Here is a 19,670-nt window from a genome sequence, read left to right as displayed (position 1 = left end):
AAGCCGTCCAGGGTGAACGTACGGCGCCCGGCACCGGGTTCCTGGCCCGGCCTCCCGGAGTCAGGGTGCAGTCAGGGTCGAGGGCTGGACAAATGTGCGTGGGGGACGGGGTCGATCCACCAGAATGGTGCGGTGCACTACGGCATCCTCGGCACCACCACGGCCCACCACGACGACGGCACCCCGGTCCCGCTCGGCGGAGCCCGGCTGCGCGCCCTGCTCGCCGCGCTGGCCCTGCGCCAGGGGCGGCCGGTGCCGGCCGACCTGCTGGTCGACGAGGTGTGGGACGCCGAGCCGCCGCAGGACGCGTCGGCCGCGCTCCAGACCCTGGTCGGCCGGCTGCGCCGGACCATCGGCCGCGACCGGGTCGGCTCCGGCCCGGCCGGGTACTGGCTGACCGAGCCCGCCACCGACCTCGCCGAGTTCCAGCGGCTGGCCGGGGAGGGCCGCCGGGCGCTGGAGCAGGGCGACGACGTGTCGGCCGCCGAGCGGCTGCGCGCCGCGCTCTCGCTGTGGCGCGGCCCGGCGCTCGCCGACCTGCCGGACCGGGGCGGCCCGGCGACCAGGCTGGAGGCGCAGCGCGAGGAGGTCCGCCGGCACCGGATCACCGCCGAGCTCGGCCTCGGCCGGGCGGCCGAGCTGGTGGCCGAGCTCGCCGAGCTGTGCGAGGGCCGGCCGCTGGACGAGCCGCTGCAGTACCTGATGGTCCGGGCGCTGCACGAGTCCGGCCGGACGGCCGAGGCGCTGCGCCACTACGAGCGCACCAGGCGCGCCCTGGCGGACGAGCTGGGCGTCGATCCCGGGCGCCGGCTCCAGTCGCTGTACGCCGAGCTGCTGAGCCCGGCCGCTCCGGCTGCTTCGGCCGCTCCGGCCGCGGGGAGCGCTCCGGTCCCCGGCGCGGCCACCGCGGAGCCCGCGCCGCCCGCACCGGCACCCGCACCGGCGCCGCCCGCCCGCGCGCCCGGCAATCTGCGCGGACGGCTGACCAGCTTCGTCGGCCGGGAGAACGACCTCGCCGCACTGCGCTCCGTCCTCGCCACCAGCCGGCTGGTCACCCTGACCGGCCCCGGCGGCTCCGGCAAGACCCGGCTGTCGGTCGAGGCCGGCCGCCTGGAGCAGGGCGCCGGGCACTGGCCGGACGGCGTCTGGGTGGCCGAGCTCGCCCCGGTGGAGCGCCCGGACGCGGTGCCGGGCGCGGTGGTGTCGGCGCTCGGCCTGCGCGCGACCGTCCTGCACACCGGCGCCAGCATGGTCGCCGAGGTGATCGAGGGCCGCACCGACGACCCGGTGCGCCGGCTGATCGAGCACTGCGGGCGCCGCCGGATGCTGCTCGTCCTGGACAACTGCGAGCACCTGATCCAGTCCGCCGCCGACCTCGCGGACACCCTGCTCACCGAGTGCCCGGGCCTGACCGTGCTCGCCACCAGCCGGGAGCCGCTGGGGGTGCCGGGCGAGACCGTGCTGCCGGTCGAGCCGCTGCCGGACGCGGTGGCGCTGCGGCTGCTGACCGAGCGGGCCGCCGCCGCCCGTCCGGGCTTCGACCCGCGGAGCGACCCGGAGGCCTGCGCGGAGATCTGCCGCCGGCTGGACGGGCTGCCGCTCGCCATCGAACTGGCCGCCGCCCGGCTCCGGGTGATGACGGCCCGGCAGATCGCCGACCGGCTGGACAGCCGCTTCGCGCTGCTCACCGCGGGCAGCCGGACCCTGCTGCCGCGTCAGCAGACGTTGCGCGCGGTGGTCGACTGGAGCTGGGACCTGCTCGGCAAGCAGGAGCGCGCGGTGCTGCGCCGGCTGGCGGTGTTCGCGGGCGGCTGGACCCTGGAGGCGGCCGAGTCGGTCTGCTCGGACGGGACCGAGGTGCCCCGCGAGGAGGTCGCCGACCTGCTGCTCTCGCTGGTCGACAAGTCCCTCCTGGTGGCCGACCTGGACGGGGAGGGGCCGCCGCGCTACCGGATGCTGGAGACCATCCACGAGTACACCGACGAGCGGCTGGCCGAGGCCGAGGAGACCGCCGACACCGGGGGCCGGCACGTCGGGTACTTCCGCGAGCTGGTCCGCGGCGCCGACCTCGACATCCACGGGCCCGAGCAGCTGCACTGGCTGGCGGTGCTGGAGCGCGAGCACGACAACATCCGGGCGGCGCTGCGCCGCGCCGTCTGCCGCCGGGACGAGGGCGAGGCGCTGGTCCTGGCGCTGGGCATGAGCTGGTACTGGTCGCTGCGCGGCTACAGCCAGGAGGCCCGCCGCTGGTACGACGCGGTGCTGTCGATCGGTCCCGACCCGTTCGACGCCGCGGCCCCTCCGGTGCCGCTGGACCGGCACGTGCTGGAGTACCCGGTGCCGATGCCGCCGGAGGCGCTGGGGGAGGCCCGCCGGGCGATCGTCATCTACCGGCTGATCAGCATGTTCGAGGGCAACCTCGACGTCCTGGCCGACGAGGAGGCGGTCGCGACCGCCCGCAAGGTCACCGAGGCATACGGCCGCGACCTGCCGCAGTCCTACCGCTTCCCCGGGCTGATGCGGGTCTTCGGCGCCTTCCTGATCGGCCAGCTGGACACCATGCGCGACTTGCTGGACGACGCGGTGGTGGGCTGCCGGGAGCACGGCAGCGCGAGCGACCTGGCGTTCATCCTGCAGATCCGGGCCAAGATGATGAACGACTGGCCGGGCGGGGCGGAGCAGAGCACCCTGGACGGCGAGGAGTCGCTGGAGCTGTACCGCCGGGCCGGCGACCGCTGGGGGATGTCCCAGGCGCTGTCCGCGCGCGGCGAGTCGCTGGCCAACCAGGGCCGCTCGGCGGAGGCGGTCGAGGCGTACCGCCGGGCGATCGAGCTGGCCGAGGAGCTGGGCGCGCCGCAGGAGGTGCCGATGCTCCAGGTGCACCTGGGCTCGGCGATGCTGGACGGCGACCTCGCGGCGGGGGAGCGGCAGATCCGGGCGGCGCTGGACGGGATCGAGCCGGGGGAGAACCAGGCGACCAACGGCGCGCTGCTGTTCGGCCATCTGATGCTCTGCGGCATCAATGTGCAGCGCGAGGACTACGAGCGGGCCCTGGCCGAGCTGGACGTGCTCCAGTGGACCCGGATCGGCGCGTTCGCCCCGGACGTGGTGGGCGGGATGCTGACCGTCACCCGGGGCTGGATCACCGCCCGGGCCGGGGATCCCGACCTCGGGCGGGAGCTGGTCCGCGAGGGCCGGCAGCTGATGCGCTCGGTGCCGGCCGCGGCGAGCGGCTTCGTGGAGCAGATGTCGGTGATGCTGCTGCCGCCGGTGGTCGGGCTGCTGGAGGCCTTCGCCCGACGGGACGGCGACCTGGCGCAGGCCCGGCTGGCCGCGGTGCTGTTCGGCGCGCACGCCGGGATGAACGGGCCGAAGGGCGGCTACCTCGACCGGGTCGAGCGCGAGCGGGCCGAGGACATCCTGCGCGGGATGCTCGGTGACGCGGAGTTCGAGGCGGCGTCCGCCGAGGGGCGGACGATGTCCATGGCGGAGACCAACGCGATGCTCGACGAGCTGGTGCGCTGACCCCGGGCCGCCCGGGACCGGGCCGCCCGGGGTCGGGCAGCCGGCACCGGGCGCTCCCCTCGCGCGTCCGGGGCCGGCCGCGGGCCGGTCCGGCCGGGGCTCAGGTCCGCTTGCGGAACCGGGCGACGGCGAGCGGGGCGAAGACCGCGGTGATGCCGACCGACCAGGCCAGCACGATCAGCACCGGGTGCGCCACCGCGCCCTGGCCGTTCATCAGGGCCCGGCAGGCGTCGGCCAGCGCCGACAGCGGGTTGACCTTGGTGAAGGCCTGGAGCCAGCCCGGCATGGTGTCGGTCGGGGCGAAGATCGAGCTGCCGAACTGCATCGGCATCAGGACCAGCATGGCGACTCCCTGGACGGCCTGGGCGCTGCGCAGCGCCATGCCCAGCAGCATCGAGATCCACACGATGGACATGCCGAAGAGCAGCGAGAGCCCGACCGCGGCCAGCAGCTCCAGGAAGCCGCCCTTCAGCTCGAAGCCGAGGATCAGCGCGAAGACGATCAGGATCGTGAAGGAGAGCAGGGCGCGGCAGGTCTCGGCGGCGATCTTGGAGAGCAGGACCGAGGACCGGCCGATCGGCAGGGTCCGGAACCGGTCCATCACCCCGGTCTGGAAGTCGCTGTTGAGGCCGGTGCCGACGGCCATCGCCAGGGTGATGCCGGTCTGCCCGAGCAGGCCGGGGATCATGTACTGCTTGTAGGCGTCCTGGCCGCCGGAGATGGCGCCGCCGAAGACGTAGACGAAGAGCACGGTGAAGATGACCGGCATCAGGACGGCGTCGAACATCGACTCCGGGTCGGCCTTGATCCGCATCAGGTTGCGGCGGGTCAGCGCGCCGACGTGCCGCAGATGGCCGGGCAGGCCGATCCGGCCCTCCTCGGCCCGGGCGGGGGCGAGCGTGGCGGTGGTCATGCGACGGGCTCCTTGGCGAGGCTGGGGGCGGCGTCCTCGGCCGCCGGGCGGTCCGAGGGCTTGCCGGTGATGGCGAGGAAGACCTCGTCCAGGCTGGGCAGCTTGGTGTCGATGTCGGCGATGCCGAAGCCCCGGGTGCCGAGGACGCCGATCACGGCGGTCAGCTGCTCCTCGGAGGTGAGCGGCACCGACAGCAGGCCGGTGTCGGCGGAGAAGGTGGCGGTGGCGATGCCGGTGTCGTGCAGGCAGCGGGCCATCTCCGGCAGCTCGGCCGGGTGGTTGGGCCGGACCTGGAGGGTGCGGCCGCCGACCTGGGCCTTGAGGTCGGCGATGCCGCCGGCCGCGATCACCCGGCCCCGGTCGATGACGGTCAGCTCGTTGGCGAGCTGCTCCGCCTCCTCCATGTACTGGGTGGTGAGCAGCACGGTGGCGCCCTCGGCGACCATCCGCTGCACCTCGTCCCAGACCTCGTTGCGGGTGCGCGGGTCCAGGCCGGTGGTGGGCTCGTCCAAGTAGAGGACCCGGGGCCGGCCGATCATGGAGGCGGCCAGGTCGAGGCGGCGGCGCATGCCGCCGGAGTAGGTCTTGGCGACGCGCTTGGCGGCCTCGGTGAGCGAGAACCGCTCCAGCAGCTCGGTGGCGCGCGCCTTGGCGTCCTTGCTGGAGAGGTCCAGCAGCCGGCCGATCAGGTAGAGGTTCTCGTAGCCGGAGAGCAGCTCGTCGACGGAGGCGTACTGGCCGGTGAGGCCGATGGTGCGGCGCAGCTGCTTGGGCTGGCGCAGCACGTCGTAGCCGCCGACGAAGGCGGTGCCGGCGTCGGGCTTGATGAGGGTGGAGAGGACGCGGACCAGGGTGGTCTTGCCGGCGCCGTTGGGGCCGAGCACGCCGAGGACGGTGCCCTCGCGCACCGTGAGGTCGACGCCGTCGAGCGCCTTGGTGCTGCCGAAGTGCTTGACGATGCCGCGGACCTCGACGGCGTTCCCCGCGGCGGGCCCCCGGTCGTTCGGGGCGGTGGAGATTCGTGTCATGCGGTAAGACTGTCCGGCCCGGCTGTCAGCCCGCTGTCAGCGGGGTGACGGGCGGGCGGCCCGCCGGCGAGCCGCTGTCGGCCCGCTGTCAGGCGGCTGTCACCGGGGCCCGGCCCGGCCGTGGCAGGGCCCCGGTGACGGGGAGCGCGTCAGTGGAAGGTGTGCTCCGCGGCGGGGAAGGCGTCGCCGCGGACGTCCTCGGCGAACGCGCGGGCGGCGTCGCCGAGGACGGCCCGCAGGTTGGCGTACTGCTTGACGAACTTGGGCACCCGGCCCGCCGTCATGCCGGCGAAGTCGGTCCAGACCAGCACCTGGGCGTCGCAGTCGACCCCGGCGCCGATGCCGACGGTGGGGACGGTGAGCTGCTCGGTGACCTGCTTGGCCAGCTCGGCGGGCACCGCCTCCAGGACGACCGCGAAGGCGCCGGCCTGCTGCACCGCCTTGGCGTCGCGCAGCAGCTGGTGCGCGGCCTCGTCGCCGCGGCCCTGGACGGGGTAGCCGCCCAGCGCGTGCACGGACTGCGGGGTGAGGCCGATGTGCGCCATCACCGGGATGCCGGCCTCGACCAGCAGCTCGATCGAGCGGGCGCTGCGCTCGCCGCCCTCCAGCTTGACCGCGCCGACCCCGGCGTCCTTCATCAGCCGGACCGCGTTGTGCATCGCCTGGGCCGGGGACTCCTGGTAGGAGCCGAACGGCAGGTCGGCGACGATCATGGCCCGCTTGGTGCCCCGGACGACGGCGCCGGCCAGCATGACCATCTGGTCCATGGTCACCGGCACGGTGGTCTCGTAGCCGAGGTGGCAGTTGCCGGCGGAGTCGCCGACCAGCAGGACGGGCGTGCCGGCCTCGTCGAAGACGCCGGCGGTGAGGGCGTCGTAGGCGGTCAGCATCGACCACTTCTCACCGCGCTGCTTGGCTGCGGCGAGGTCGCGGACGGTGACGCGGCGGGTGGTGACCCCACCGTAGAGGGTGGTGGTCGACGCCTGGTTCTGGGCAGGCGAAGGCGAAGAAGCGTTCATCGAACAGGCTCCTGAAGGGTTGTCGTCTCGTGGCGCCGTGCGGCGTCCCCGGATCCCCTCCATGCTTGCACGGCCCGGCGCGGGTGCAAAAGGGGCGAGGCCGCGCCGGGTGCGGGAACGGTCCGGCGGATCTTTGCCAGGGTTTTACGAAACGGAGCCGTCTCGTATCGAAATGAGCGCTACGCTCACTGCGGGGGGTTTACGAGACGATCGCGGCTCGAATTTGCCCGCCAGTGCCACGCCGTACCACGGACGGGAAGAAGCCATGACCACCGCCGCCGCGCCACCCCGGGTGCCGGAAGCCATCCACCGCCGCCGCTGGGCGATCCTGGGCACCCTGGTGCTCGCCCTGCTCGTCGTCGTCCTCGACAACTCGATCCTCAACGTCGCGATGAAGACCATCGCCTCCCCGGCGCCCACCGGTATCGGCGCCAGCCAGAGCGACCTGGAATGGTCGATCAACTCGTACACCCTGGTCTTCGCCGGACTGCTGTTCACCTCCGGACTGCTGGGCGACCGGTTCGGCCGCAAGCGCGCCCTGCTGGCCGGCATGGTCGTCTTCGGCATCGCCTCGCTGCTCTCCGCGCTCGCCTCCACGCCGGGCGAACTGATCGGCTACCGCGCCCTGATGGGCGTCGGCGGGGCGCTGGCCATGCCGGCCACGCTCGCCATCATCATGAACGTCTTCGAGCGTGCCGAGCAGCCCAAGGCGATCGGCATCTGGGCCGGCGCGGTCGGACTCGCGATCGCGATCGGCCCGATCACCGGCGGTCTGCTGATAGAGCACTTCTGGTGGGGCTCGGTCTTCCTGGTCAACGTGCCGATCGTGATCGTCGCGGTGATCGCGATGGCCCTGCTCGTCCCGGAGTCCAAGGACCCGAACCCGGGCCGGATGGACCCGGTCGGCGTGCTGCTCTCCATCGTCGGCCTGGTGGCGCTGATCTACGGCATCATCAAGGGCGGCGAGCTGGCCGACTTCACCGCCGTCGCGGCCTGGGGGCCGGTGCTGCTCGGCCTGGTGGCGCTGACCGCCTTCGTGCTCTTCGAGCGCCGCACCGCGCACCCCGCGCTGGACGTCAACTGGTTCCGCAACAAGGTGTTCAGCGCCTCGGTCGTGGTGATCGGGGTGGTGTTCTTCGCACTGATGGGCGTCTCGTTCTTCGGCGTCTTCTACACCCAGAGCGTGCGCGGCTACAGCGCCCTGGAGGCCGGTGTGCTGATGCTGCCGCTGGCCGTCGCCCAGCTGGTCTTCGCCCCGCGCGCCCGGCTGGTGGTCGACCGCTTCGGCGTCCGGGCCACCTGCGCCGCCGGCATGGCGTTCATCGCGGCCGGCTTCCTCGGCTACCTGACGCTGGGCGCCACCACCCCGATCTGGGTGCTGGTCGTGCTCGGCCTGCTGATGGGCACCGGCATGGCGCACGTCATGCCGCCGATCACGGTCGCGATCATGGGCTCGCTGCCGCGCGAGAAGGCCGGCGCCGGCTCGGCCGTCAACAACACCTTCCGCCAGGTCGGCGGCTCGCTCGGGGTCGCGGTGCTCGGCGCCGTGCTCTCCACCGTCTACCGCGACGGGATGTCCGACAGGCTCGCCCAGCTGCCCACCCCGGAGCTCCGGGAGAAGGCCGGCGAGTCGCTGGAGGCCACCATGGCCGTCGCCGCGCGGCTCGGGGAGCGGGGCAAGGACCTGATCGGCCCGGCCAACGACTCCTTCATCCACGCGATGCACGTGGTGGCCGGGCTCTCCGCCGGGATCACCGCGGCCGGCGCCCTGCTGGCCTGGTTCCTGCTGCCCGGCAAGGCGCCGGCCGGCGGCCCGGGCGCGGGCCCCGCCGGTCCCGGCGCGGCGGCGGACGCGGCCCAGCACGGCGAGCGGGCCGCTTCGGCCCTCCGGAAGGCGGCCGCGGACGCCTGACCGGCGGCCGGGCTGAGCGAGAATGGGGCCCTGTCGCCGGGAGGACCGCCGGTGACAGGGCCCACGAGCGCGTGCGACCCCCGCCACTCTCCGGGCGGGGCTCCACAACCGGGAGATGCGAGATGAAGACCGACCCGACGGCCGCGCCGCCGCCCTGCGCCGGCCCGCGCCGCGGCAGGCCCCGCAGCGAGGCCGCCGAACAGGCGATCTTCGCCGGTGTCGAGGAACTGATGGCGGCCGGCACCAGCCTGGCGGAACTGACCATCGAGGGCATCGCCACCGCCGCCGGCGTCGGCAAGGCCACCATCTACCGCCGCTGGCCCAACAAGGAGGCCCTGCTGATCGACATGGTCAGCAGGCTGGAGGAACCGCTCCCCGAGACCACCGGGTCGATCCGCGGCGACCTCGTCGCGATGATCGAGTACATGCGGCTGCGCGGCCTGGCCAAGCGCTCCCGCTGGGTGCTCAAGGCGGCGCTCGGCCAGATGCACAGCTGGCCCGAGCTGCACGCCGCCTACCGCGAACGGGTGATCGCACCCCGCCGGGAGGCCGCCCGCCAGGTGATCCGGCGCGGTGTCGCCGCCGGCGAGCTGCGCGACGACCTCGACGAGGAACTGCTCGGCGATCTGCTGATCGGCCCGATCCTCGCCCGCAGCGTGCTCTGGGACGACTCCGACCTCGACGACCCGCGGCTCGCCGAGCGGATGGTCGACGCCCTCCTCGGCGGCGTCGCCGGCCCCGCCCTCCGGCCCGCCCGGGCCTGACCGGACGGGAACCCCCGCGCGGCCGTTCCGCGCCCCCGGCCCGTCCTCCCGTCGGCATCGCCGCAGGCCGGGAGACGGTTCCGGCCCGACCGGCCCCGCAGTGGCCTGGCTCACCAACCGGGCCACGCCGGAACCCGGGTCGGCCGACCGAGCGTCTGTCCCGACATAGGCTGGGCCGGAATCCGACCGAACCGGCACAGGTCCGGCACGCCCTCCGCCACCGGCGGCGGCGTACCGCGGACGGACAGACGGCGCGAACGACGGGAGTCACGGATGGCGCAGGCGGACAGGGCGGACCGGGTGTCCCCGGCAGCGGCCGGCGACCCGGGATCCGTCCGACGCCCGGCCGGGTTCCTCGGCGTGCGCGGCTGGGGCCGGGACGCCCGGGGCAGCAGCACCTGGTGGCGCGGCCTCGTCCTCGCCGTCCTGGCCCTGCTGCTCGGTGCCCTGATGGCCTACCACGCCGAGGTGCCGAACAGCGTCGGCAACCTCGGCAGCCTGCTGGAGACCTTCCTGCCCTGGCTGGGGCTGGCCGTGCCGGTCCTGCTCGTCCCCGCGCTGCTGCGCCGCTCCGCCACCGCGCTGCTCGCGCTGCTGGTGCCGGTGGTGATCTGGGCCAACATGTTCGGCGGCCTGCTCACCGACAAGAGCGGCGGCACCGGCGACTTCACCGTGGTCAGCCACAACGTGGCCGCCGCCAACACCGACCCGCAGGGCACCGTCCGGATGCTGGAGAAGTCCGGGGCGCAGATCGTCGCGCTCCAGGAGCTGGCCGGGAAGCCGCTGCGCGCCTACGAGTCCGGGCTGGCCGCGAGCTACCCGTACCACGCGGTGGAGGGCACGGTCGGGCTCTGGTCCAAGTACCCGATCGGCGACGTCTCGGTGGTGGACATCAAGATGGGCTGGACCAGGGCGTTCCGGGCCGAGGTGACCACCCCGAAGGGTCCGCTCGCGGTGTACGTCGCCCATCTGCCGTCGGTCCGGCTCAAGGCCGAGGGCGGCTTCACCGTCAACCAGCGGGACGTCAGCGCCCAGGCGCTGGGCGACGCGGTCGAGGCCGAGCCGCTGAAGAAGGTGCTGCTGCTCGGCGACCTCAACGGCACCATGAACGACCGCAGCCTGGCGCCGGTCACCTCGCAGATGCGCTCGGCCCAGGGCGCGGCGGGGGACGGCTTCGGCTTCAGCTGGCCGGCGTCCTTCCCGATGGCCCGGATCGACCAGATCATGAGCAAGGGCGGGCTGGAGCCCACCGACTCGCGGACCCTGGAGCGGGACGGCAGCGACCACCTCGCGGTGGCCGCCACCTATCGCTACAAGTGAGCCCCGTGAGCCCCGTGAGCCCTGAGCCGAAGGGGCGCGCCGGTGCCGAAAGGGAGAGCGCGAGGACGCCGCGAGGTACGAGCGGCGTCGGAGCGCCGACCGTCGGCACCGGACAGAAGCGCCCCGGAGGCGAAGGGCGAACAACAAGGGCAGCACTCAGCCCCGGCGCCACCGGTTGGTGATCGGGAGCCGGCGGTCCCGGCCGAAGCCCTTGACCGAGATCTTCGGGCCCGGCGGGTACTGCCGGCGCTTGTACTCGGCGGTGTCGACCAGCCGCACCACCCGGTCCACCACGGCCGGGTCGAAGCCGGCCGCCACGATCGCGTCCCGGCCCTGGTCGCCCTCGATGTAGAGGTCGAGGACGGTGTCCAGCAGGTCGTAGTCCGGCAGCGAGTCGGTGTCCTTCTGGTCGGGCCGCAGCTCGGCGGACGGCGGCTTGACGATGGTGTTCTCCGGGATCGGCGGCACCGCGCCGAGCCGCTCGGCCTCCTCGTTGCGCCAGCGGGCCAGCCGGAAGACCAGCGACTTGTAGACGTCCTTGATCGGGCCGTAGGCGCCGACCGAGTCGCCGTACAGGGTCGAGTAGCCGACCGCGAGCTCGCTCTTGTTGCCGGGCGCGAGCACGAGGTGTCCCTCCTGGTTGGAGATCGCCATCAGCAGGGTGCCGCGCAGCCGGGACTGGAGGTTCTCCTCGGCCAGTCCGGTCAGCTCGGTGGCGGCCATGTAGGCGTCGAACATCGGGGCGATCGACACCGTGCGGAAGTTCAGCCCGGTGCGGCGGGCCAGCTCGGCCGCGTCGTCCCGGGAGTGCTGCGAGGAGTAGCGGCTCGGCATCGAGACGCAGTGCACGTTCTCGGCGCCGATCGCGTCCACCGCGACGGCGGCCACCACGGCCGAGTCGATGCCGCCGGACAGGCCGATCAGCACCGAGCGGAAGCCGTTCTTGCGCACGTAGGCCCGGGTGCCGGCGACCAGCGCGGACCAGATCTCGGCCTCGTCGGAGATCCGCGGCGCGACCTCGGCCCGTACCGCCTCGGCGGATGCCCCGGCGCTCCCGCCGCCCAGCTCGGCGCGGACCAGGTGCAGGCCGTCGGCGAGCAGCAGCCCGTCGGTGTGGTCGCTGCTGGCGGCCGGCAGGTCGAGGTCCAGCACCAGCAGGTGCTCCTCGAACTGCGGCGAGCGGGCCAGCACCTCGCCGTCCGGGGCGACCACGATCGAGTCGCCGTCGAAGACCAGCTCGTCCTGGCCGCCGACCATGTTCACGTAGGCGAGCGCGCAGCCGGCCTCGGCGGCCCGGCGCCGCACCAGCTCCAGCCGGGCGTCGTCCTTGTTCCGCTCGTACGGCGAGCCGTTGATCACCAGCAGCAGGCCGGCCCCGGCCTCGCGGGCGGCGGTCACCCGGCCGCCGTCCTGCCAGATGTCCTCGCAGATCGCCAGCGCGACGTCCACCCCGTGCACCCGCACCACCGGCAGCTGGTCGCCGGGGACGAACCAGCGGTACTCGTCGAACACGCCGTAGTTCGGCAGGTGGTGCTTGGCGAACCGGGTGGCGACCTCGCCGCGGAACAGCACCGCGGCGCAGTTCTGCGGGGAGCCGGCCGGCCGGCCGAAGCGCGGCGAGGCCTGCTCGGAGCGGCCGAGGTAGCCCACCACCACCGGCACCTCGCCGAGCCCCGCCGCGGCGAGCCGCCCGGCCAGCTCGGCCAGCCCGGACCGCGACGCCTCGACGAAGGAGCGGCGCAGCGCGAGGTCCTCGACCGGGTAGCCGGTCAGGGCCATCTCGGGGAACGCGACCAGCTGGGCACCGGCCTCGACGGCCTGCTCGGTCCAGCGCACCACCTCGTCACCGTTGCGCGCGATGTCACCGACCCAGGGGTCGGTCTGGCAGAGGGCGAGACGCAGATTGGGCATGCCACCGAGTCTAATCGTCGATCTGACGAAATGTCTCGGCCGGGGTCGCCACTGCCTCCGGCGGCCGCGATCCGCCATGATGGGGAGCAGTCGCTGCCGGGGTGGTTTCCGGGCGTAACACGAACGTAAAGAGCAGAGGTGAGACTGTCCCCATGGGCAAGCAGCAGGAGTTCGTGCTTCGGACGCTCGAAGAGCGTGACATCCGGTTCGTCCGGCTGTGGTTCACCGATGTCCTGGGGTTCCTCAAGTCGGTCGCGGTGGCGCCGGCCGAGCTGGAGCAGGCGTTCGAGGAGGGCATCGGCTTCGACGGCTCGGCGATCGAGGGATTCGCCCGGGTGTACGAGTCCGACATGATCGCGAAGCCGGACCCGACCACCTTCCAGATCCTGCCGTGGCGCTCGGAGACCCCGGGCACCGCGCGGATGTTCTGCGACATCCTGATGCCGGACGGCTCGCCCTCCTACGCCGACCCGCGGTTCGTGCTGAAGCGCACCCTGGAGAAGGCCTCCGCCCAGGGCTTCACCTTCTACACCCACCCCGAGATCGAGTTCTTCCTGCTGAAGAACCTGCCCGGCGACGGCACCGCGCCGATCCCCGCCGACCACTCCGGCTACTTCGACCACACCCCGCGCGGGGTGGGCCACGACTTCCGCCGCCAGGCGATCACCATGCTGGAGTCGATGGGCATCTCGGTGGAGTTCTCCCACCACGAGGGCGCCCCGGGGCAGCAGGAGATCGACCTGCGCTACGCCGACGCGCTCTCCACGGCCGACAACATCATGACCTTCCGGCTGGTGATGAAGGAGGTCGCGCTGGAGCAGGGCGTGCACGCCAGCTTCATGCCGAAGCCCTTCTCCGACCACCCCGGCTCGGGCATGCACACCCACCTCTCGCTGTTCGAGGGCGACCGCAACGCCTTCCACGAGTCGGGCGCGGAGTACCAGCTCTCCAAGGTCGGCCGCTCCTTCATCGCGGGCCTGCTCCGCCACGCCGCCGAGACCGCCGCCGTCACCAACCAGTGGGTGAACTCCTACAAGCGGATCTGGGGCGGCTCCCAGCGCACCGCCGGCGCCGGCGGCGAGGCCCCGTCGTACATCTGCTGGGGCCACAACAACCGCTCCGCGCTGATCCGGGTCCCGATGTACAAGCCGGGCAAGCAGGGCTCCACCCGGGTCGAGGTCCGCTCCCTGGACACCGGCTGCAACCCCTACCTGGCCTACGCCGTCACCCTGGCGGCCGGCCTCAAGGGCATCGAGGAGGGCTACGAGCTCCCGCCGGGCGCCGACGACGACGTGTGGGCCCTCACTGACCCCGAGCGCCGCGCCCTCGGCATCCAGCCGATGCCGCAGAACCTGGGCGAGGCGATCGACCTGATGCAGCGCAGCGAGCTGGTCGCGGAGACCCTGGGCGAGCACGTCTTCGACTTCTTCCTGCGCAACAAGAAGCAGGAGTGGGAGGAGTACCGCTCCGAGGTCACCCCCTTCGAGCTGCGCAAGAACCTCCAGGTCCTGTAGGGCGCTCGGGGGATCCCCGCCACAGGGGACTGACGCCACGTCAAGCATCACCGGGCCCGCCGTCGTTCCAATGGATGACGGCGGGCCCGCCGTTTGGGTTGGCCCGTTCCCTGATGGCGGTACGTGAGGAGATTGTGACGTTGCGTTGTGATCCGATAAGCGTGATCAATCCCCTCCCCCCTGAGAGGACCTCATGCCCTCCTCCACCGTCAGCCGCGCCGCCGCCGTCCGTACCCTCGCCCGGCGGATCGGGATCACCGGTGTGGCCGTCGTCGCCGTCGCCGGACAGCTGCTCACCGCCCCGATCGCGGACGCCCGCGGCTCGGGCCCCAAGGGCCCGCAGCAGCGTGCCGACACCATCGTCTCCAACCCGCTGCCGTTCAAGACGCGCTTCCAGGGCGACTTCCACGGTTCCGTCACGCGGATCAGCAACTCCCTGATGACCTGCGACGAGACCCAGCCGCCGGTCGACCCGGCGCAGCCGCCGTGCGTGGACGCCCGGACCGGTGCGGGCAGCCGGCCGATCAACAACAACTACCAGATGAAGTACATCAACATCGATCCGGGCAGCATCGGCCCGCTCGGGGACGAGATCTACTCGGCCAGCTCGGCCGACCTCGGGCTGCTGGAGGGCTCCAAGGTCAAGTACGCCCGGCTGTACTGGGGCGGCACCCGCGGCATCGGCAGCACCGTCCTGCCGGAGAGCCAGATCGACGAGATCTACCTGAAGGTCCCGGGCGAGAACCAGTACCGCAACATCGCCAACGACCAGCCGTCCATCGGCTACATCACCACCACCGAGGAGAGCAGCTACCAGGCCTCCGCCGACATCACCGACCTGGTGAGGAACGCCGGCAACGGCACCTACACCGCCGCCAACATGGACTCGGTGGTGAAGCCGCACAGCTGGGGCGGCTGGTCGATCGTGGTGGCGTACGAGAACGACTGCAAGCCGCTGCGCCACGTCCACATCTGGGACGGCTTCCAGGTGGAGCTGCCGGACAGCCCGCCCCGCGAGTTCACCCTCGACGGGCTGCAGACCCCGGCCACCGGGCCGGTCGCCGGCAAGCTCGGCTTCATCGTCTACGACGGCGACCTGAAGTGGACCGGGGACACCCTGGCCATGAAGTCCACCAACGGGCCGCTGTCGGTCTTCTCGGACGTCAACCACGCCGCCAACGACGCGTTCAACTCCACCATCGAGGAGCTGACCCCGGCGGACCAGTTCGTCCGCAACCCGTACAACCGCAACAACTTCGGCTACGACTCCAACCGCTGGGACATCTCGCCGTTCCTGCGCAACGGGGACACCGACATCAGCATCAAGTTCGACACCGACAAGGACGGCTACGACCTCGGTGTCTTCTACGCCTACGTGAACCTGGACGGCTCGCTGGAGGGCTGACCGCCCGCCACCGACCGGCGCCGCTGCCGCACCACCCGCACCGGGTGGTGCGGCAGCGGCGTTCCGGCGGGCCGGGGCGCCCCGCGCAGCAGCCGCTCGCAGGGGCGCTCCACCCACCGGTGGAGGGCGCCCGCCACGGCCAGCGTCACCGCGACGAGCAGCAGGTCGACGGCGAGCAGCGCGAGCGTCCCGTCCGGCCGTCCGGCCGTCCACAGCCAGCAGCGGATGCCGATCTCGTGCACCAGGTACCAGGCGTAGGACCACTCGCCGAGCAGCACCGCCGTCCGTCCGGAGAGCAGCCGGGGCGCCGTGCCCGCCGCGTCCCGCCCGGCGGCGGCCACCAGCAGCGCCGCGAACAGCGGGGCCGGGAACAGCTGCGAGGCGCTGTACGGGCCCCACCACAGGGAGTCGGGGGCGGCCGCGTGCCAGGGCACCAGCAGGACGTGCCAGCCGGCCACCGCCGCCGCGGCCGCGCCGAGCCGCACCCGGGGGAGCAGCCCGTGCCGGGCGGCCAGCCCGGTGACCACCCCGAGCACGAACTGCGGCGTGCGGGTCAGCGGCAGGTAGTCCAGCAGCCAGCCGCGCAGGGCCGGATCGGCGGGCAGCAGCGCGCCCGCCGCCCAGAGCGCCGGGCCGAGCGCCGCGCAGGCCGCCGCCAGCGGCAGCCAGCTCCGCCGGCGCGGGGCCAGCAGCCGCAGCAGGGCCGGGAACAGCAGGTAGAACCAGGCCTCGGCGCCCAGCGACCAGGAGGCCGGGTTGCCGCCGAAGACCGTGCCCGGCGCCCAGGCGTGCAGCAGCGGCAGCGACCAGAGCACCGCCGCCAGCGGGACCGCCAGGCCCAGAGCGGCGTTCGCGCCCAGCGACAGCGCGGTGGTCAGCGCGTGCAGCGGCCAGATCCGGGCGAACCGGCGCCGGGCGAAGGACCGGGCGCCGACCGGCGAGCCCTCGTACGTCCAGGCGAGGACGAAACCGGAGAGGACGAAGAAGAAGGTGACCCCCGAACGCCCGTACCAGGAGAGCGGGCCCAGCAGCGGCAGCTCGCCGAGCTTGCGCGCCAGGTGGTAGAGCACCACCAGCAGCGCGGCCCAGAAACGCAGCCCGGTGAGCGAGGGCAGACGGCCGGGCATCGGACCCTCCGGGACGGTGGGAGAGGCGGCGGGCGGGGACGCCGGGTGAACGAGCGCGGCGGTCCCGGGGTCACGGACGGGCGACACCGGTGTCCGTCCGGCGGTCACGCCCGGGCGCGCCGCGCCGGGGACGCGTAGCCTGCTGGGGCGGACGGGGGCGGACGGACGGAGGGGCGGTAGCGGTGGAGGAACAGCGGGCCGGCAGCCGGGTGAGCCGACCGGAGACCAGACTGGCGCGACGGGGGTTCACCGACCCCGCCAAGGCGCTGCGGCTGCTCGCCGAACCGGCCCTGGACGGGCTGGCCGCGGACCCGGTCGTGCTCGACGCGCTCGCCGCCACCGCCGACCCCGACCTCGCCCTGCTCGGCCTGTCCCGGCTGCTGGAGGCCGCCGAGGAGACCGACCGGCACACCCTGCGCGACACCCTGACCACCTCCAAGCCGCTGCGCGACCGGCTGCTCGGGGTGCTCGGGGCGTCCACCGCGCTCGCCGACCACCTCGCCAGGCACCCGCACGACTGGCACGTCCTGGTCACCTTCGAGCTGCGCGACATGCACCCCGGTCCGGCGGACTTCCGCCGGGCGCTCGCCGAGGCCGTCGCCGCCGACCCCACCGGCCGCCCGGCCGACGCCCTGCGGGTCGGCTACCGCCGTTGCCTGCTGGCGGTCGCCGCCCGCGACCTCACCGGCACCACCGACCTCGCCCAGACCGCCGCCGAACTCGCCGACCTGGCCGGCGCCACCCTCCAGACCGCCCTGGACCTGGCCGCCGCGCAGGACCCGGAGGCCGCCGCCGACTGCCGGCTCGCCGTCATCGGCATGGGCAAGTGCGGCGGCCGCGAGCTCAACTACGTCTCCGACGTGGACGTCATCTTCGTCGCGGAGCCGCGCGAGGGCGTCGAGGAGCACCGGGCGGTCAAGGCCGCCACCCGGCTGGCCGCCGCGCTCACCCGGCTGTGCGCCGACACCACCGGCGAGGGCACCATCTGGCCGGTGGACGCCAATCTGCGCCCCGAGGGCCGCAACGGCCCGCTGGTCCGCACCCTGGCCAGCCATGTCGCCTACTACCGGCGCTGGGCCAAGACCTGGGAGTTCCAGGCACTGCTCAAGGCCCGCCCGGTGGCCGGCGACGCCGAACTCGGCGAGGCGTACGTCGCCGAGCTGGCGCCGATGGTCTGGCAGGCCGCCGCCCGGGAGAACTTCGTCACCGACGTGCAGCAGATGCGCCGCCGGGTGATCGACTCGATCCCGGCCACCGAGCTGGACCGCCAGCTCAAGCTGGGCCCCGGCGGGCTGCGCGACGTCGAGTTCTCGGTCCAGCTGCTCCAGCTGGTGCACGGCCGCACCGACGGGGCGCTGCGCAGCGGCAACACCCTGGAGGCGCTGGCCGCGCTCTCCCGCGGCGGGTACGTGGGCCGCGCCGACGCCGCCTCGCTGGACGCCGCCTACCGGTTCCTGCGCTCGATGGAGCACCGGATCCAGCTGCACCGGCTGCGCCGCACCCATCTGATGCCCACCGACGAGGAGGACCAGCGCCGGCTGGCCCGCTCGCTGGCGCCGCTGATCAACGACGACACCAGGGCCGACCCGGTCGCCGCGCTGCGGAGGGAGTGGAAGCGGCACGCCGTCGAGGTGCGCCGGCTGCACGAGAAGCTGTTCTACCGGCCGCTGCTGGACGCCGTCGCCGAGCTGCCGCCGGGCGCGGCGGGCCTGCGCCAGGACGCGGCCCGGGCCCGGCTGGAGGCGCTGGGCTACGCCGACCCGGCCGCCGCGCTGCGGCACCTGAGCGCGCTCGCCGCCGGGGTCAGCCGCAAGGCGGCGATCCAGCGCACCCTGCTGCCGGTGCTGCTCGGCTGGTTCGCCGACTCCGCCGACCCGGACGCCGGACTGCTCAACTTCCGCCAGGTCTCGGACGCGCTCGGCCGCACCCCCTGGTACCTGCGGCTGCTGCGCGACGAGAGCGCCGCCGCCGAGCAGCTGGCGCGGGTCCTGTCGGCCGGACGGCTCGCCCCCGACCTGCTGCTGCGGGCACCGGAGGCGGTCGCCATGCTCGGCGACCCGCAGGGACTGGTGCCGCGCGGGCGGCCCGCGCTGGAGCAGGAGGTGCTGGCCGCCGTCCGCCGGGCCGACTCGGTGGCCGGCGCGGTGGCGGCGGTGCGCTCGGTGCGCCGCCGGGAGCTGTTCCGCACCGCCGCCGCCGATGTGCTCGGGCGGCTCGGCGAGGACCCGGCACAGGCGCTGGACACTGCCGGCGAGGCGCTCACCGCGCTCAACGCGGCCACCCTGCAGGGCGCGCTGCGGGCCTGCGTGGCCGGCTGGGAGGCCCGCAACGGCGAGCTGCCGACCCGGATCGCGGTGATCGCGATGGGCCGCTTCGGCGGGCACGAGCTGGGCTACGGCTCGGACGCGGACGTGCTCTTCGTCCACGAGCCGCTGCTCGGCTCGCTGGAGGAGGACGCCGCCCGGGCCGCCCAGGCGGTCTGCCACGAGCTGCGCACCCTGCTCGCCGCGCCGTCCACCGAGCCGCCGCTGGAGGTGGACGCCGACCTGCGGCCGGAGGGGCGCAACGGCCCGCTGGTGCGCTCGCTCGCCTCGTACACGGCGTACTACCGGCGCTGGTCGCACGCCTGGGAGAGCCAGGCGCTGCTGCGGGCCGAACCGGTGGCCGGGGACCCGGAGCTGGGGGAGCGGTTCCGGCAGCTGATCGACCCGCTGCGGTTCCCCGGCGAGGGGGTGCCCGAGCGGGACGTGCTGGAGATCCGCCGGATCAAGGCCAGGATCGAGGCGGAGCGGCTGCCGCGCGGCGCGGATCCGACCACCCACACCAAGATCGGCCGGGGCGGGCTGGCGGACGTCGAGTGGACGGTGCAGCTGCTCCAGCTGCGGCACGGGCACGAGCTGCCGGGGCTGCGCACCACCCGGACCAGGGCGGCGCTGGCGGCGGCGACCGTGGCTGGGCTGGTCGGGGCGGAGGACGCGGAGGTGCTGGACGCGGCCTGGGTGCTGGCCTCCCGGGTGCGCTCGGCGGTGATGCTGGTGCGCGGCCGGCCGGGCGACTCCTTCCCGGCGGACACCCGGGAGCTGGCCGGGGTGGCCCGCTACCTGGGGTACGGGGCCGGGCACAGCGGCGAGCTGGTGGACGACTACCGGCGCACCACCCGGCGGGCCCGGTCGGTGGTGGAGCGGCTGTTCTACGGCTGACACGTCGGGAACGCCGAGAGGGGCCCCGGTCG

General features: G+C 73.8%; 12 protein-coding genes. 7 read left to right on the top strand and 5 right to left on the bottom strand.

The features are described from left to right. The first annotated feature begins 132 nt into the window (after nt 1–132). Entirely contained in the window at nt 133–3,525 is a 3,393-nt protein-coding gene (locus ACW14Y_RS14000; RefSeq protein WP_456986930.1) for an AfsR/SARP family transcriptional regulator, read from the top strand. Between the two features lie 100 nt (nt 3,526–3,625). Here the strand turns inward: ACW14Y_RS14000 and ACW14Y_RS13995 are convergent, their stop codons facing one another. The 3 genes from ACW14Y_RS13995 to panB form a co-directional block, all read right to left on the bottom strand. Continuing rightward, a complete protein-coding gene (locus ACW14Y_RS13995; protein WP_266269023.1) occupies nt 3,626–4,438 on the bottom strand; it encodes an ABC transporter permease in 813 nt (270 codons plus the stop codon). Continuing rightward, nucleotides 4,435–5,466 carry an ATP-binding cassette domain-containing protein gene (locus ACW14Y_RS13990; RefSeq protein ID WP_266269022.1) on the bottom strand — a complete coding sequence of 344 codons (1,032 nt, stop codon included), beginning with the start codon at nt 5,464–5,466 and terminating at the stop codon, nt 4,435–4,437. The genes ACW14Y_RS13995 and ACW14Y_RS13990 overlap by 4 nt, the downstream gene beginning before the upstream one ends. A gap of 149 nt (nt 5,467–5,615) precedes the next feature. Continuing rightward, complete coding sequence (gene panB / locus ACW14Y_RS13985) at nt 5,616–6,485, bottom strand: 3-methyl-2-oxobutanoate hydroxymethyltransferase (RefSeq protein WP_380436629.1); 870 nt, start codon at nt 6,483–6,485, stop codon at nt 5,616–5,618. A 265-nt stretch (nt 6,486–6,750) separates the two neighbouring features. On the opposite strand from panB, the gene ACW14Y_RS13980 reads away from it, so the two are divergent. The 3 genes from ACW14Y_RS13980 (at nt 6,751) to ACW14Y_RS13970 (ending at nt 10,481) form a co-directional block, all read left to right on the top strand. Then, nucleotides 6,751–8,397, top strand: coding sequence for an MFS transporter (locus tag ACW14Y_RS13980; protein ID WP_456986926.1), 1,647 nt, complete (start codon nt 6,751–6,753; stop codon nt 8,395–8,397). 122 nt (nt 8,398–8,519) lie between these two features. After that, nucleotides 8,520–9,161, top strand: coding sequence for a TetR/AcrR family transcriptional regulator (locus ACW14Y_RS13975; protein ID WP_380302111.1), 642 nt, complete (start codon nt 8,520–8,522; stop codon nt 9,159–9,161). Nucleotides 9,162–9,434: 273 nt separating this feature from the next. Beyond that, on the top strand, nt 9,435–10,481 hold the full coding sequence (locus tag ACW14Y_RS13970; RefSeq protein WP_456986924.1) for an endonuclease/exonuclease/phosphatase family protein: 1,047 nt from the start codon (nt 9,435–9,437) through the stop codon (nt 10,479–10,481). Between the two features lie 156 nt (nt 10,482–10,637). On the opposite strand, the gene ACW14Y_RS13965 is transcribed toward ACW14Y_RS13970, so the two are convergent. After that, the gene (locus ACW14Y_RS13965) at nt 10,638–12,392 is read right to left on the bottom strand and encodes an NAD+ synthase (protein ID WP_380302115.1); all 1,755 of its coding nucleotides are present in this window, start codon (nt 12,390–12,392) and stop codon (nt 10,638–10,640) included. 152 nt (nt 12,393–12,544) lie between these two features. On the opposite strand from ACW14Y_RS13965, the gene ACW14Y_RS13960 reads away from it, so the two are divergent. After that, complete coding sequence (locus ACW14Y_RS13960) at nt 12,545–13,906, top strand: glutamine synthetase family protein (RefSeq protein ID WP_030391579.1); 1,362 nt, start codon at nt 12,545–12,547, stop codon at nt 13,904–13,906. Nucleotides 13,907–14,099: 193 nt separating this feature from the next. Continuing rightward, complete coding sequence (locus ACW14Y_RS13955) at nt 14,100–15,311, top strand: hypothetical protein (RefSeq protein ID WP_380302118.1); 1,212 nt, start codon at nt 14,100–14,102, stop codon at nt 15,309–15,311. Here ACW14Y_RS13955 and ACW14Y_RS13950 read toward each other — a convergent pair. Further along, entirely contained in the window at nt 15,278–16,438 is a 1,161-nt protein-coding gene (locus ACW14Y_RS13950; RefSeq protein ID WP_456986921.1) for an acyltransferase family protein, read from the bottom strand. The genes ACW14Y_RS13955 and ACW14Y_RS13950 overlap by 34 nt on opposite strands. Nucleotides 16,439–16,620: 182 nt before the next feature. Here ACW14Y_RS13950 and ACW14Y_RS13945 point away from each other — a divergent pair, with 182 nt between their 5' ends. Continuing rightward, nucleotides 16,621–19,638, top strand: a complete 3,018-nt coding sequence (locus tag ACW14Y_RS13945) for a bifunctional [glutamine synthetase] adenylyltransferase/[glutamine synthetase]-adenylyl-L-tyrosine phosphorylase (RefSeq protein WP_456986919.1) — start codon at nt 16,621–16,623, stop codon at nt 19,636–19,638. The last annotated feature ends 32 nt before the right edge of the window (nt 19,639–19,670 follow it).

This window comes from Kitasatospora sp. cg17-2, from assembly GCF_054031055.1.
Note: the sequence above shows the minus strand (reverse complement) of the source record. Positions and strands in the feature narration are given on the sequence as shown.

What these genes read in the sequence shown, in the direction of transcription:
- panB (WP_380436629.1), bottom strand. Translation starts at nt 6,485, where the DNA reads ATGAACGCTTCTTCGCCTTCGCCTGCCCAGAACCAGGCGTCGACCACC.
- ACW14Y_RS13960 (WP_030391579.1), top strand. Translation starts at nt 12,545, where the DNA reads ATGGGCAAGCAGCAGGAGTTCGTGCTTCGGACGCTCGAAGAGCGTGAC.
- ACW14Y_RS13975 (WP_380302111.1), top strand. Translation starts at nt 8,520, where the DNA reads ATGAAGACCGACCCGACGGCCGCGCCGCCGCCCTGCGCCGGCCCGCGC.
- ACW14Y_RS13980 (WP_456986926.1), top strand. Translation starts at nt 6,751, where the DNA reads ATGACCACCGCCGCCGCGCCACCCCGGGTGCCGGAAGCCATCCACCGC.
- ACW14Y_RS13950 (WP_456986921.1), bottom strand. Translation starts at nt 16,438, where the DNA reads ATGCCCGGCCGTCTGCCCTCGCTCACCGGGCTGCGTTTCTGGGCCGCG.
- ACW14Y_RS13995 (WP_266269023.1), bottom strand. Translation starts at nt 4,438, where the DNA reads ATGACCACCGCCACGCTCGCCCCCGCCCGGGCCGAGGAGGGCCGGATC.
- ACW14Y_RS13965 (WP_380302115.1), bottom strand. Translation starts at nt 12,392, where the DNA reads ATGCCCAATCTGCGTCTCGCCCTCTGCCAGACCGACCCCTGGGTCGGT.
- ACW14Y_RS13955 (WP_380302118.1), top strand. Translation starts at nt 14,100, where the DNA reads ATGCCCTCCTCCACCGTCAGCCGCGCCGCCGCCGTCCGTACCCTCGCC.
- ACW14Y_RS13990 (WP_266269022.1), bottom strand. Translation starts at nt 5,466, where the DNA reads ATGACACGAATCTCCACCGCCCCGAACGACCGGGGGCCCGCCGCGGGG.
- ACW14Y_RS13970 (WP_456986924.1), top strand. Translation starts at nt 9,435, where the DNA reads ATGGCGCAGGCGGACAGGGCGGACCGGGTGTCCCCGGCAGCGGCCGGC.